This window comes from Brevundimonas olei (assembly GCF_037055245.1).
GTDB classification, from domain to species: domain Bacteria; phylum Pseudomonadota; class Alphaproteobacteria; order Caulobacterales; family Caulobacteraceae; genus Brevundimonas; species Brevundimonas olei.
The window spans coordinates 513,106-526,079 of record NZ_CP146369.1; the positions used below are offsets into that span (position 1 = coordinate 513,106).

Sequence of the window (12,974 nt, forward strand, 5' to 3'; positions counted from 1 at the left end):
GGAGGCCGCGATCACGCCGACCCCAGGCCTTCCCTGCAGTCAGGGCGCGCGAAGGGCCGCGCATACGATCGAAAATCCCTCGACTTGGGCGCAGGCGGGACTTAAGCACCGCCCTTACCCCTGTCAACGCGAGGGCCTTTTTAAGGGCGGCGCGGCGCAGGCGCGAACGGCCGTTCCGGCGGCCTGCCCCCAGACCCCTGTCAGGAGCGTCCGATGCGAGCGCGGCGTCCCCTCCACAGCCTGTTCCTGATCGCCGCCGTCGGGCTGGCGCTGGGCGCCGCCGCCTGCGGGCGCGGCGGGGATGAAGCCGCGCCGGAGAAGAACGACCGCGTCGTCGCCAAGGTCAACGACCGCGCGGTCTGGGCCTCGGACGTGCGCCGCGAGGCGGTGGCCCAGGGGCTGATCGGCGAGGACGATCCTCTGGACCTGTCCTCAGAACTGTTCCGCCGGGTGATGGACGAGGTGGTCGATCAGAAGCTGCTGGCCGCCGAGGCCGAACGTCGCGGCCTTGATTCCAGCCCGGCCGCCCAGCGCCGCCTGCAGGCCGTGCGCGAGCGCATCCTGGGCGACATGCTGGTCGAGAAGGTGGTGTCCGGCGCCGTGTCCGACCAGGCGGTCGAACGCCTCTACGCCGAGCAGCAGCGTCTGGCGCGCACGACCGAGGAGGTTCGGGTGCGGTTGATCCTGGCGCCGACAAAGGAACAGGCCGACGCCGTTCTGGGCGTCCTGGGCCAGGGCGCGGCTTTCGAAGCGGTCGCCGCCCAGCGCTCCATCGACGACGCCACCCGCTATTCCGGCGGCGACCTGGGCTATTCGACGCTGGACGTCCTGCCGGGGGCCTACGCCTCCGCCCTGCAGGGCAAGACGCCGGGTCAGGTCGTCGGGCCGATCCAGACCGAAACCGGCTGGGCCGTGCTGAAGGTCGAGGATCGTCGCGCCGAGACGCCCCCGACGCTGGAGCAGGCGCGGCCCCAGATCGTGCGCTACCTGACCTATGAAGGCGTGCGCCAACTGCTGGAGCAGCTGCGCGGCAAGGCCGAGGTCGAGATCACCCTGGACGAGGCGAAGGCGCCATCGCCTGCCGCCACGCCTCCCGCCCGGAAAACCTCCGCTCCTCCCGCCGCCGGAACCGCCACATGAGCCAGCCGTCCAAGTCCGCCTCGACCGGCAAGAAGATCGAAACCGCCATCGAGAAGGCGCTCGACCCGCTGGCCTCGGCGCTGAAGCGCGCGACGCAGTCGGCCGCCCAGGCGGTCGCCGCCGCGCCCGGCAAGCCCGGCCTGATGATTTCGCCGCTGGCCGTGCCCTTCCCGGCGATTCCGCCGATCGGCGGGGTCGAGATCGCGACGGCGCAGGCGGGCTTCTACAAGCATGAGCGCGATGACCTTGTGGTCTTCCGCTTCCCGCAGGGCGCGTCCTGCGCGGGCGTCTTCACCCGGCACAAGGTCGGCTCGGCGCCTGTGGACTGGTGCAAGCGTCATCTGGACGCCGACAAGGGCGGCGAGGGGGTCAAGGCCCTGGTCGTCAACGCCGGCTGCGCCAACGCCTTCACCGGCAAGGCGGGCGCCGATGCGGCGCGCCGCACGGCCTCCGAGGTCGCCAAGCGCTTCGACTGCCGCCAGCGCGACGTCATGCTGGCCTCGACCGGCGTCATCGGCGTGGTGCTGGACGACAAGAAGATCACGGCCCGCCTGTCTGCGGTCGAAGCCGGTCTGAAGGCCGACAACTGGACGCAGGCCGGTCTGGGCATCATGACCACGGACACCTTCCCCAAGGGCGCCTATGCGGAGTGCGAGATCGAAGGCGTCAAGGTCCGCATCGCCGGCATCGCCAAGGGCTCGGGCATGATCGCGCCGGACATGGCGACCATGCTGGCCTTCATCGTCACCGACGCCGACATCGCCCCGCCGGTGCTGAAGGCCCTGCTGAACCTGCACGTCCGCACCACCTTCAATTCGGTGACGGTGGACGGCGACACCTCGACCAATGACACGGCTCTGCTGTTCGCCACGGGCGCGTCCGGCGCGCCGCGGATCGGCCGCGTCGGCGACCGCCGCCTGAAGGAATTCTCAGCCGCGCTGGACGACGTCATGCTCGATCTGGCGCACCAGCTGGTGAAGGACGGCGAGGGCGCGACCAAGTTCGTCAAGGTGACGGTGGAGGGAGCGGCTTCGCCCGCCTCGGCGCGCAAGCTGGCCAAGTCGATCGCCGACAGCCCCTTGGTGAAGACCGCCATCGCGGGCGAGGACGCCAACTGGGGCCGCATCGTCATGGCCGTGGGCAAGACCGAAGAGGCGGTCGACCGCGACCGTCTGGCCATCCGCTTCGGCCCGCACGTCGCCGCCGTCGACGGCGCGCCCTCGCCGACCTACGACGAGGCGGTCATGAGCGCCTATATGAAGAACCCCGAGATCGACATCACCGTCCACGTCGCCTCGGGCCGGGCCTCGGCCACGGTGTGGACCTGCGACCTGACCAAACGCTACATCGAGATCAACGGGGACTACCGCTCGTGAGCGAGACGCCCGCCGTTCCCACCGTCCTGGTCGTCGCCGTCGCCCTGATCGACCCGGACGGCCGCGTGCTGATCGCCAAACGGCCCGAGGGCAAGCAACTGGCGGGTCTGTGGGAATTCCCCGGCGGCAAGGTCGAGCCGGGCGAGCGGCCCGAAGCCGCCCTGATCCGCGAGCTGAAGGAAGAACTGGGCATCGACGTGAAGGAGGCCTGTCTGGCCCCCTTCGTGTTTACCAGTCACGCTTACGAATCCTTTCACCTGTTGATGCCACTCTACCTGTGCCGGCGCTGGTCCGGCGTGGTCGAGGCGCGCGAGCACGCGGGTCTGGCCTGGGTGAAGCCGGACAAGCTGTCGGCCTATCCCATGCCTCCGGCCGACGAACCGCTGATCGCCTGGTTGCGCGATCTGCTCTGACGGGCCGACGACAGGGGAGGGCCGGGCGTGAAGGGTTTCATCTGCCGGTTCCATCGCGACGAAGGCGGCGCCACGGCCATTGAATACGGCCTGATCTGCGCCCTGATCTTCCTGGTCATCATCGCCGCCGTCACCGCCTTCGCGGTGCGATCGAACGCCATGTACGACTACATCTCGACGACCATCAGCGCTGCGATCAGCGGAAGCTGAGCTTCAGTCCTCCTCACCGGTCTGCTCCCTGACGCCCAGGGCGTCGGCGAGACGCGTCTTGGCCGAGCCGCGCCTGGCGGGCTTCTGCTGGCTCTCGTGCGGCGCCCATCCGGCCAGATGCACCATTTCGAAAGTCGCGGGGATGCGCCCGTCCGCCTCGGCGTGACGCTCGGCGTAGAGCTGGGCCGCGCGGGCCAGCACGGCGCGGCTGAGGGGGCGGATCGGCCCGGCCAGCACGTTCGTCTCGCCCATCGCCCGCAGGTCGCGCATCAGGGCGAAGGGATCGCCATAGCGCACCGTCACCCGGTCCACGTCCGTCACCGGCAGGGCGAACCCGGCTCGTTGCAGCAGGGCCGCCCCGTCGAAGCCGTCAGCGAAGGGCGAGACGCGCGCCTGGGCGCCGCCGTTGACCTCCAGCTCCGCCTCGGTCAGCACGCCGCGCAACTCCTTCAGCGTCGCGGCGCCGAACAGGCTGGCGACGAATAGGCCGTCGGGCTTCAGCGCGCGGCGGATCTGGCTCAGCGCGCCGGGCAGGTCGTTGGCCCAGTGCAGGCCCAGAAGATTGATGATCAGATCGGCCGATCCGTCCTCAAGCCCCAGCGGTCCCGCGCCGGGCGCGGCGCGCTCGGCCGTCGAGCCGACGGCGCGCACCTGCGCCACCCTTTCGCGCGCCGGGCTGTCGGCCAGGGCGCGGGCGAAGACGCCGGGGTGCGGCGACAGGTCGACGGGCGTCTGAAACTCGCGCAGGATCACTTCGAGGCTGTTCACCGCATTGTCGGCGGCGCGCAGGTGCAGGAAGTCGGCGTCGGGGAAGCGTCGCTCGGCGCGGCTCAGACGTGCGGCTCGGCGGGCGGCGTCGAAGATGATCGGGGGACCGGAGGAGGGAGAGGGGGCGCTCATGTCGGTTCAGGATGGGGGCTGGCGGGGTCGATTGAAAGGCGTGACCTCGCCTTTAGCATCCGGCGCGCGCGATGCGGGCCGGGGCCTGCTGGATATTCTGTTGCCGCCTGTGGCTCACGACAGCCGCGAGGCGGCGGCGTCCGCGGGCCTGTCGCCGGACGCCTGGAGCCGGGTGGCCTTTCTGGAGGCGCCGGTCTGCGACGGCTGCGGCGCGGCGTTCGAATACGACGGCGGCGATTTCGCGGCGGATCGGTGCGCGGCCTGCGTCGCCAGCCCTTACGCCTTCGGCCGGGCGCGGGCGGCCTGCGTCTATGACGAGGCGTCGCGCGGCGTCATCCTGAAGTTCAAGCACGGCGACCAGCAGCAGTTCGCCCCCCTGTTCGCGCGCTGGATCAGCCGTTCGGCCGCCCCCCTGATCGAGACGGCCGACGCCGTGCTCCCCGTGCCGCTGCATCGCGCCCGCCTGCTGTCGCGGCGGTTCAATCAGGCCGCCGAGATCGCCCGGCCGCTGGCCCGCGCGGCGCGGCTCGACTATCTGCCCGACGCCCTGATCCGCGCTGCGCCGACCGCCAGCCAGGGCGGCAAGTCCGCGCGCGGGCGGCGGCTGAACGTCAAGGCGGCCTTCGCTGTGACCGAGGCCGGGCGCCGACGCATCAAGGGACGTCGCCTGCTGCTGATCGACGACGTGCTGACCACGGGGGCCACGGCCGAGGCCTGCGCGCGGGCGCTGATCGAGGCCGGCGCGCGCGCTGTCGACCTGGCCGTCATCGCGAGGGTGAAAAACGCGCGCGAACCGCTTAAGTGAGGGAGAACCTTCCCATTCGCCTTCAGGAGCTCCCCTTGGCCGACGTCGTTCTCTACACCAAACCCGGTTGCCCCTACTGCATCCGCGCCATGGCCCTGCTGGACCGCAAGGGCGCGGCCTATACGAACATCGTCGCTTCCAACGATCCCGAGAAGAAGGCCGAGATGGTCGAGCGCTCGGGCGGCGCCGCCACCTTCCCGCAGATCTTCATCAACGGGAAACACGTCGGCGGCTCGGACGACATCCACGCCCTGGACCGCAAGGGCGAGCTGGACGCCCTGCTGGCGGCCTAGGTGATCGACACGCTCGACATGGCGCTGATCCAGACGCGGACGCCGGCGACGGCGGCCGCGGGGCTGGCGCATGTCGAGCCTCTGATCCGCCAGGCGGCGGCTGAGGGTGCGCAGCTGATCCTGACGCCCGAGGGGACCAATTTTCTCGAACAGCGCCGGGCCTTGCGCGACGCCGCCCTGTCGGACGAGGACGCCGATCCGGCTGTCGCCGGGCTCAAGGCCCTGGCCGCCGAACTGGGCGTCTGGCTGCTGGTCGGCTCGGTCATCGTGCGCTCGGGCGCCGACGGCGATCCGCGCGCCGCCAACCGGTCCCTGCTGATCGACCCCAGCGGGGCGATCACGGCCCGCTATGACAAGTTGCACGTCTTCGACGTCGACCTGCCGAACGGCGAGACCTATCGCGAAAGCGCCTCGGTCAGGCCGGGCGAGGCGGCGGTGGTCGCCGACACCCCCTGGGGCGGTCTGGGCCTGACCATCTGCTACGATCTGCGCTTCCCATATCTGCACCGCGCCCTGGCCAAGGCTGGCGCGAGCCTGATCGCCGTTCCCGCCGCCTTCACCCGCCCGACCGGCGAGGCGCACTGGGAGACGCTGCTGCGCGCCCGCGCCATCGAGACGGGCGCCTTCGTCCTGGCCCCGGCCCAGGGCGGCACGCATGAGGACGGCCGCCAGACCTGGGGCCGCTCCCTGGTCGTCGGCCCGTGGGGCGAGGTCATCGCCCGACTCGATCACGATGAACCGGGCGTCCTGCACGCCCGGCTGGATCTTCAGGCCGTGGAGAAGGCGCGCGCCAGCGTGCCCGCCCTGCGCCACGACCGCGACTTCGACCTGCCCCTATGATCCGTTACGCCCTGTCCTGCGACCACGACCACGGCTTCGAGGCCTGGTTCGGCTCCTCGTCCGACTATGACGACCAGGCGGCGCGCGGCCTGGTCGAATGCCCCTTCTGCGGTTCAACGACGGTGAGGAAGCAGGTGATGGCCCCGGCCGTCTCGGGCACGAAGAAGACCGCGCCTGCGCCCGACGCCATGAAGCAGGTCCAGTCGATGATGATGCAGGCGGCGCGCGAGGTGCGCGACCATGTCGAGCAGAATTTCGACTACGTCGGCGACGCCTTCGCCCGCGAGGCCCGCGACATCCACGAAGGCCGCAGCGAGAAGCGCGAGATCTACGGCGAGGCCACCCCCGCCGAGGTCAAGAAGCTGAAGGACGACGGCGTGCCTTGCGCCCCCCTGCCCAGCCTGCCGCCCGATCCCAAGAAGGCGAACTGACCGCAGATGGGGGAGGGGGAGCGGTACGAGGAATTCGCTCCGCCTGAACCTTTGCGCCCCTTCGTGCGTCTGCTGTGGACCTACGCCGCACCCCGCCCCAGCGGGGGCGTGCAGCGCATCGCCCCGGACGGCTGTCCCGAACTGGTGGTCGACCTGGCCGCCCCCTATGAGGAACAGGACGCCGACGGCGTCTTCCGCCTGCAGCCGCCGGTGATCTTCGCCGGCCAGATGACCCGGCCCATGGCCATCCGTCCGGTCGGCCCGGTCGAGATCGTCGCCGCCAAGTTCGAGCCGGACGGGGCGCGGGAGTTTCTCGGCCGCCCGCTGATCGAGGCGACCGACCGGCGTCTGGACCTCGTGGCGCGGCTGGGCGGTTTCACGGCGCCGTCCGGCGATCCGGCGGGGCAGGCCGCTGCCCTGGGCGCCTGGCTGGAGGAACAGCGCCGGGCGGGCGACTGGCGCATCGATCCCGCCGTCCGCACCCAGGTCGCCGCCGCCGAGGACGATCATGAGGCGCCGCCTTTGAGCCCGGCCGAGCGCCGCGCCTGCGCCCGATCTGTCGTGGCTGGCGGGCTATTGGCTGGACTGTTCCGGCGGGCGCGAGGCGTCCGAGACCTGGAGCGACCCGCGTGCGGGGCTGATCGTCGGCCACTCAGTCACTGTGCGCAATGGCCGCAGCGGCTTCGAGAGCGCCCGCATCGCCCCCGTGAAGGACGGCGGCCTGGCCTATTTCGCTCAGCCGGGCGGCGCGCCCGCGACCCCCTTCCGCCTGATTGACAGCGGCCTGCAGCGGGCGGTTTTCGCCAATCCGGACAACGACTTTCCGCACCGCATCATCTATGACCGCGCGGGGGATGTGCTGACCGCCCGGATCGAAGGGGCGGACGACGACGAGAACCGGAGCGTGCAATGGCGATTCAACAGGGCGGAGCTGAACGCCCGCTGTCCCCTCTGACCTGGCGGCCGATGACGGCGGACGATCTCGACGGCGTGGTCGCGGTGGCTCAGCTGTCCTTCCCCGATCATCCGGAAGAGCGCGCCTGCTTCGCCAACCGTCTGGAACTCCACCCTGAGGGCTGCTTCGTCCTGGCCGCCGAGGACGGGCCGGTGATGGGCTATCTGGTCGCCTATCCGTGGGTGCGGAACGCCGCCCCGGCGCTGAACGTGCTGATCGACGCCATCCCGGCCGAGGCCGAGGTCGTCTATCTGCACGACCTGGCCCTGCACCCCGACACGCGCGGCGGCGGCCACACCCGGCCGGTGGTCGAGCGTCTGGCGGAGCAGGCCAAGACGGCGGGCTGGCCGGCGGTCGCCCTGGTGGCGGTCAATGACGCATCCAGCTTCTGGGCGCGCAACGGCTTCGAGATCCAGAACCCGCCGGGCATGGCCGAGAAGCTGGCCAGCTACGGCGACGACGCCCGCTATATGGTCAGGCCGCTGTAAGCGTCTTCAGCACGAAGGCGAGGCGCTCGGCGACGGGCGCCTGGGGCAGCTCGATCAGTTCATAGCCGAAGCGCGGATAGGTCTCGGCCATGGCGTCGAAGGTGCGGCGGGCCTCGTCCAGATCCTGTTTGCGCTCGGCGTCCTGGCCGAAGATCTCGGGCCAGACCGGGGCGATGAAGACGCGCCGGTCATAGCGGATGTCCTGCGCCGCCCGCTCCACATGGGCCGGGACCGGCAGGCCGCACAGGGTCAGATAACCGACCACGTCCGGAACGCCGCGGTCGAAGAAGACGGGCCCGGCGGCGCCCTCGGCGCCGGTGTGAGCCTCAAGCTCGCGATCCAGCATCAGCTCGGCGAACAGGGCCCGGTCCTTCCACGGCAGGGCCTCGCCGTCGATCGTCTGCTGGCGGCGGATGATGGCGCGCCCGGCCTCGGGCGAGGTCGCATGGCCCGCCGCGGACAGCGCTTCCAGCAGGGAGGTCTTGCCCGAGCCGGGACCGCCGGTCAGGACGATGCGGCGTGGGCCGTTCATGCGTCGCGGGTCGCCATCATCATGTAGTTGATGCCCACGTCGTCGCCCTCGCTCCAGCGGTCGTTCAGCGGGTCATAGGCCAGTCCATAGGGGCCGGTGACGGTCAGGGGCTCGCCGTCCAGCATGGTGCGCAGTTCATCGGGCTTGAGGAACTGGCGCCAGTCGTGGGTGCCCGCCGGCACCCAGCGCAGCACATATTCCGCCGCGACCTTGCCCAGCAGCAGGCCCTTCAGCGTGCGGTTCAGGGTGGCGACGATCATCAGGCCGCCCGGCTTGATTAGTTTCGAGCAGGCGCGGATGAAGGCTTCCGGATCGGCGACGTGTTCGATCACCTCCATCGTCAGCACCACGTCGAACGGCCCGGCGCCCGCTTCGACCATCTGCTCCACCGTGGCGGCGCGATAGGCGATGTCTAGTCCCACCTGTTCGGCGTGGGCGCGGGCGGTGCCGATGTTCTCGGACGAGGCGTCGATGGCCGTGACCTCAAAGCCCATGCGCCGCATCGGCTCGGCGATCAGGCCGCCGCCGCAGCCGATGTCGATCAGGCTGAGTCCGTCGAAGGGCGCGCGCGCCTTCACGTCGCGATCAAAGTGCTCCGCCGCCCGATCGCGCACGAATTTCAGCCGCGCCGGATTGAAGCGGTGCAGGGGGGCGAAAGGGCCCTTGGGATCCCACCACTCGGCCGCTTGGGCCGAAAAGCGCGCCACGTCGGCCGGGTCGATGCTGGGCCCTTCGGCACGATCGGTTGCAAAGGGTGAAAAGCCCTCTTCGCTTTGGGGTTTGCGCGGATCGAGGCTGTCGTTAGAAGCGGGCATGGGCAGAGGCATGGACCGCCTTCGCCCGCCATGCAAGCAGGGGATCAGACGCCAGGATGACGCGGGCCGACACGAACCGGTTGGTGATGAAGTTCGGCGGCACGTCCATGGCCGACCTTGAACGCATCCGTCGCGCGGCGCGCATCGTCGCCGCCGAAGCCGCCAGAGGCAAGAAGGTGGCCGTGGTCGTCTCGGCCATGGCGGGCAAGACCAATGAGCTGGTCGCCTGGACCGACGGCGTGGGCGCTGCGGCGCCGGGTCTGTACGGCGACGGCGCCCTGTCGGACGATGAATACGACGTGGTGGTCGCCTCGGGCGAGCAGGTGACCTCGGGCCTGCTGGCCCTGACCCTGCGCAACATGGGCCTGAAGGCGCGCAGCTGGATGGGTTGGCAGATTCCGATCCTGACCGACGACGCCCACGGCCGCGCCCGTATCGAGGAGGTGCCGGGCGATGCGCTGGGGGCCGCCGTCGACGCCGGCGAGATCGCCATCGTGCCGGGCTTCCAGGGCGTGACCCGCGACGGGCGCATCACCACCCTGGGCCGCGGCGGGTCGGACACCTCGGCCGTGGCCGTGGCGGCGGCCCTGGGCGCGCCGTGCGATATCTATACCGACGTGGACGGCGTCTATACGACCGACCCGCGCATCCAGAGCCGCGCCCGGCGCCTGGAGAAGGTGTCCTACGAAGAAATGCTGGAGATGGCGTCGCTCGGCGCCAAGGTGCTGCAGACCCGCTCGGTCGAGCTGGCCATGCACAAGCGCGTGCCGGTGCGCGTCCTGTCCAGCTTTATCGAACCGGACGAAAACGGAATTCTGCCGCAACACGCCGGCACCCTGATTTGCGACGAGGATGAGATCGTGGAAAAGCGCATCGTTTCCGGCGTGACCATGAGCCGGGACGAAGCCCGGATCACGCTGTTGGGCCTGTCGGACCGGACGGACGCTCCGGCCGACGTCTTCACCCGCCTGGCCGAGGCCGAGGTCAATGTCGACATGATCGTGCAGAGCCAGGCCCGCACCGAAGGCGCGGTCAACCTGACCTTCACGACCGGCCGCCGCGACGCCCGTCGCGCCGCCGATCTGATGAGCGCGGCCAAGGCCGATATCGGCTTTGAGGAAATCCGCGTCGATGACGACGTGGCCAAGGTCTCGGTGATCGGCGTGGGCATGAGAAGCCACGCGGGCGTGGCCCAGACCATGTTCCGCGCCCTGGCCGACAAGGGCGTGAAGTTTCAGGCCATCTCGACCTCGGAGATCAAGATCAGCGTCCTGATCGACTCCGATTACGCCGAGCTGGCGGTTCGGGCGCTGCACGCGGCCTACGGACTGGACGCGGAAGACTAGGATAACGGAATCGCCCCCCTATCTGGGAACTGAAGGCCAGAGGGCGGCAAGGCGGGAGAGACCATGGTCAAGGGCGGGTCAGTGACGGCGAGGGGGCCTCGCCTCCTGCTGCGTCAGATCCGCGAGGCTCTGGCCGGCGCCGGCGGCGGCGCGCCGGCCCAAGATCGACTGAACATGGTGGTGCGGATCATCGCCCGCTCCATGGTGGCCGAGGTCTGCTCCATCTATCTGCGGCGCGCCTCGGGCGAGCTCGAACTGTTCGCCACCGAGGGTTTGAACCCCGACGCCGTCCACAACACCCGCCTGCGCCCGGGCGAGGGTCTGGTCGGCGAGGTGGCCCGCACCGCCGCGCCGCTCAGCCTGTCGGACGCCCAGTCGCATCCCAGCTTCTCCTACCGGCCCGAAACCGGCGAAGACCCCTATCACGCCTTCCTCGGCGCGCCCCTGCTGCGCGGCGGCCGGGCCATCGGCGTCCTGGTCGTCCAGAACCGCGCCGCCCGTCGCTATGACGAGGAAGAGGTCGAGGACATCCAGACCATCGCCATGGTTCTGGCCGAGACGGTGGCCTCGGGCGAGCTTCTGGCGCTGGAGGAGCTTCGCGACGTCGAGGTGGCGCCCCACCGCCCCGAACGGCTGAAAGGGCAGAAGTTCGCGGAAGGGTTGTCGTTCGGCCAGGCCGTGCTGCATGAGGCGCCGATCGCGCCCGAACAGCTTCTGGCCGACGACCCCGCCGCCGAGGAGGCGCGGCTGAAGGATGCGCTGGAGCGGCTGCGCACCAGTATCGACGCACTGCTGGAGGGCAGCCAGGGCAAGCTGGGCGGCACCCCTTACGAGGTGCTGGAGACCTATCGCATGTTCGCCGACGACCGGGGCTGGAACCGGTCGCTGGAGGAGGCTGTGCGCTCAGGCCTGACGGCCGAGGCCGCCGTGGACCGCGTCCGCAACGAGCATCGCGCCCGCTTCGCCAACGCCCGCGACCCCTATATCCGTGAGCGGCTGCACGACTTCGAGGACCTAGCCAACCGCCTGCTGCGGCTGATGGCGGGCGACCATCCGGGCCAGCGCGACCTGCCCGACGACGCCATCCTGGTGGCCAAGAACCTGGGCCCGGCGGATCTGCTGGAATATCCGCGCGACCGGCTGCGCGGCCTGCTGCTCGAGGAAGGGTCGGCCGCCAGCCACGCCGCCATCGTCGCCCGCGCCCTTCAGATTCCTTGCGTCGGCCGCCTGCAGGGGCTGCGCGACCGCCTGACCGAGGGCGATCAGGTCATCGTCGACGGCGAGACGGGCGAGGCCTACCTGCGCCCCCGCCCCGACATGCTGGCGGCGGTCGAGAGCCGCATGGCCGTGCGCGAGCAGAGACGCGCCGAGTTCGACCAACTGCGCGACACGCCGGCGGTTACGAAGGACGGCAAGCGCATCATGCTGCTGACCAACGCCGGCCTGGCGGTGGATCTGGAGAATCTGGACGCTACGGGGGCCGAGGGCATCGGCCTGTTCCGCACCGAGTTCCAGTTCATGGTCTCGGACGAGTTGCCGCGCCTGGACGCCCAGACGGCGCTCTACAAACTGGTGCTCGACGCGGCGGGCGACCGGCCCGTCACCTTCCGCACGCTCGACATCGGCGGCGACAAGGTGCTGCCCTATCTCGACAACGAGCGGGAGGAGAACCCGGCGCTCGGCCGTCGCGCCATCCGTCTGGGCCTGGATCGTCCGGCCCTGCTGCGGATGCAGCTGCGCGCCCTGCTCAGCGCCGCCGCCGGGCGCGAGCTGCGGGTCATGTTCCCGATGATCGCCACGGTGGACGAGTTCCGGGCCGCCCGCGAACTGGTCGATGTCGAGTGCGACTGGGCGCGGCGCCGGGGTCGGCCCCTGCCGTCCCTGCTGCGTGTCGGGGCCATGATCGAATGCCCCAGCCTGCTGTGGCACCTGGACGCCCTGCTGCCGCTGACCGACTTCGTCTCCATCGGCACCAACGACCTGCTGCAGTATATGTTCGCCGCCGACCGGACGAACCCCCGCGTGTCGGACCGCTATGATCCCCTGTCGCCGCCCGCCCTGCGGGCGCTGGCCGAGATCCAGCAGAAGTGCGCCGACAGCGCCACGCCCGTCTCCGTGTGTGGGGAACTGGCGGGCCGCCCGCTGGAGGCCTTCGCCCTGATCACCCTGGGCTACAATCGCCTGTCCGCCCCAGCGGGAGGGGTGGGCCCGGTCAAGCGCATGATCCTGTCGGCCGATCTGAACGCGGCGCGGCGGGGGATGAACGTCCTGCTGGGCTCCTCGGCCGGGTCGGTACGCGGCGAGATTGAGTCGCTGGCGCGCAAGCTGAACGTCGAAGTCTGAACAAGCGCTGCCGCTTTCGCGCGTTGCCCGCGCTCTTCGCCTCGTCTAAGCGGGGATGACGGGCGCACGGGCGCCCGGCGTGACGGA

15 protein-coding genes and 1 pseudogene are annotated in these 12,974 nt (G+C 70.4%); 13 read left to right on the forward strand and 3 right to left on the reverse strand.

All coding sequences use genetic code 11. The features are described from left to right. Nucleotides 1-213: 213 nt before the first annotated feature. The 4 genes from V8J38_RS02405 to V8J38_RS02420 are packed head-to-tail and all read left to right on the forward strand — an operon-like array spanning nucleotide 214 to nucleotide 3,139. Nucleotides 214-1,140, forward strand: coding sequence for a peptidylprolyl isomerase (locus V8J38_RS02405; RefSeq protein ID WP_338577739.1), 927 nt, complete (start codon nucleotides 214-216; stop codon nucleotides 1,138-1,140). After that, nucleotides 1,137-2,516 (forward strand): bifunctional glutamate N-acetyltransferase/amino-acid acetyltransferase ArgJ, encoded by a 1,380-nt coding sequence (gene argJ, locus V8J38_RS02410; RefSeq protein ID WP_291778624.1) that lies wholly within the window; start codon nucleotides 1,137-1,139, stop codon nucleotides 2,514-2,516. The genes V8J38_RS02405 and argJ overlap by 4 nt, the downstream gene beginning before the upstream one ends. Continuing rightward, nucleotides 2,513-2,929 carry a (deoxy)nucleoside triphosphate pyrophosphohydrolase gene (locus V8J38_RS02415; protein WP_087139129.1) on the forward strand — a complete coding sequence of 139 codons (417 nt, stop codon included), beginning with the start codon at nucleotides 2,513-2,515 and terminating at the stop codon, nucleotides 2,927-2,929. Before argJ ends, V8J38_RS02415 begins: the two co-directional genes overlap by 4 nt. Nucleotides 2,930-2,956: 27 nt before the next feature. Then, the gene (locus V8J38_RS02420) at nucleotides 2,957-3,139 is read left to right on the forward strand and encodes a Flp family type IVb pilin (protein ID WP_291778631.1); all 183 of its coding nucleotides are present in this window, start codon (nucleotides 2,957-2,959) and stop codon (nucleotides 3,137-3,139) included. Between the two features lie 3 nt (nucleotides 3,140-3,142). Here the strand turns inward: V8J38_RS02420 and V8J38_RS02425 are convergent, their stop codons facing one another. Then, on the reverse strand, nucleotides 3,143-4,039 hold the full coding sequence (locus V8J38_RS02425; RefSeq protein WP_338577740.1) for a methyltransferase domain-containing protein: 897 nt from the start codon (nucleotides 4,037-4,039) through the stop codon (nucleotides 3,143-3,145). Between V8J38_RS02425 and V8J38_RS02430 the strand changes: the two genes are divergently transcribed. The 7 genes and pseudogenes from V8J38_RS02430 (at nucleotide 4,038) to V8J38_RS02460 (ending at nucleotide 7,851) form a co-directional block, all read left to right on the forward strand. After that, on the forward strand, nucleotides 4,038-4,844 hold the full coding sequence (locus V8J38_RS02430) for a ComF family protein (RefSeq protein WP_338577741.1): 807 nt from the start codon (nucleotides 4,038-4,040) through the stop codon (nucleotides 4,842-4,844). The two genes, V8J38_RS02425 and V8J38_RS02430, sit on opposite strands and share 2 nt — an antisense overlap. A 35-nt stretch (nucleotides 4,845-4,879) precedes the next feature. Next, nucleotides 4,880-5,137: a glutaredoxin 3 gene (gene grxC, locus V8J38_RS02435; RefSeq protein WP_338577742.1), complete on the forward strand. Its 258-nt coding sequence runs from the start codon at nucleotides 4,880-4,882 to the stop codon at nucleotides 5,135-5,137. Next, nucleotides 5,138-5,977: a carbon-nitrogen hydrolase family protein gene (locus V8J38_RS02440; protein WP_338577743.1), complete on the forward strand. Its 840-nt coding sequence runs from the start codon at nucleotides 5,138-5,140 to the stop codon at nucleotides 5,975-5,977. Then, complete coding sequence (locus V8J38_RS02445) at nucleotides 5,974-6,408, forward strand: DUF1178 family protein (RefSeq protein ID WP_338577744.1); 435 nt, start codon at nucleotides 5,974-5,976, stop codon at nucleotides 6,406-6,408. The genes V8J38_RS02440 and V8J38_RS02445 overlap by 4 nt, the downstream gene beginning before the upstream one ends. Before the next feature lie 6 nt (nucleotides 6,409-6,414). Beyond that, nucleotides 6,415-6,747, forward strand: a pseudogene (locus V8J38_RS02450) (DUF6597 domain-containing transcriptional factor); the annotation flags it as partial. Between the two features lie 241 nt (nucleotides 6,748-6,988). Continuing rightward, a complete protein-coding gene (locus V8J38_RS02455; protein WP_338578584.1) occupies nucleotides 6,989-7,363 on the forward strand; it encodes a DUF6265 family protein in 375 nt (124 codons plus the stop codon). Continuing rightward, a complete protein-coding gene (locus V8J38_RS02460; protein WP_338577745.1) occupies nucleotides 7,318-7,851 on the forward strand; it encodes a GNAT family N-acetyltransferase in 534 nt (177 codons plus the stop codon). The genes V8J38_RS02455 and V8J38_RS02460 overlap by 46 nt, the downstream gene beginning before the upstream one ends. Here V8J38_RS02460 and V8J38_RS02465 read toward each other — a convergent pair. Together V8J38_RS02465 and ubiG are read right to left on the reverse strand one after the other, a co-directional pair. Further along, nucleotides 7,838-8,383, reverse strand: a complete 546-nt coding sequence (locus V8J38_RS02465; protein WP_338577746.1) for an AAA family ATPase — start codon at nucleotides 8,381-8,383, stop codon at nucleotides 7,838-7,840. The genes V8J38_RS02460 and V8J38_RS02465 overlap by 14 nt on opposite strands. Then, nucleotides 8,380-9,210, reverse strand: coding sequence for a bifunctional 2-polyprenyl-6-hydroxyphenol methylase/3-demethylubiquinol 3-O-methyltransferase UbiG (gene ubiG / locus V8J38_RS02470; RefSeq protein WP_338577747.1), 831 nt, complete (start codon nucleotides 9,208-9,210; stop codon nucleotides 8,380-8,382). Before ubiG ends, V8J38_RS02465 begins: the two co-directional genes overlap by 4 nt. A 44-nt stretch (nucleotides 9,211-9,254) precedes the next feature. On the opposite strand from ubiG, the gene V8J38_RS02475 reads away from it, so the two are divergent. Beyond that, on the forward strand, nucleotides 9,255-10,544 hold the full coding sequence (locus tag V8J38_RS02475; RefSeq protein ID WP_291778662.1) for an aspartate kinase: 1,290 nt from the start codon (nucleotides 9,255-9,257) through the stop codon (nucleotides 10,542-10,544). Between the two features lie 63 nt (nucleotides 10,545-10,607). Continuing rightward, the gene (gene ptsP, locus V8J38_RS02480; RefSeq protein ID WP_291778665.1) at nucleotides 10,608-12,887 is read left to right on the forward strand and encodes a phosphoenolpyruvate--protein phosphotransferase; all 2,280 of its coding nucleotides are present in this window, start codon (nucleotides 10,608-10,610) and stop codon (nucleotides 12,885-12,887) included. Nucleotides 12,888-12,974: the final 87 nt, after the last annotated feature.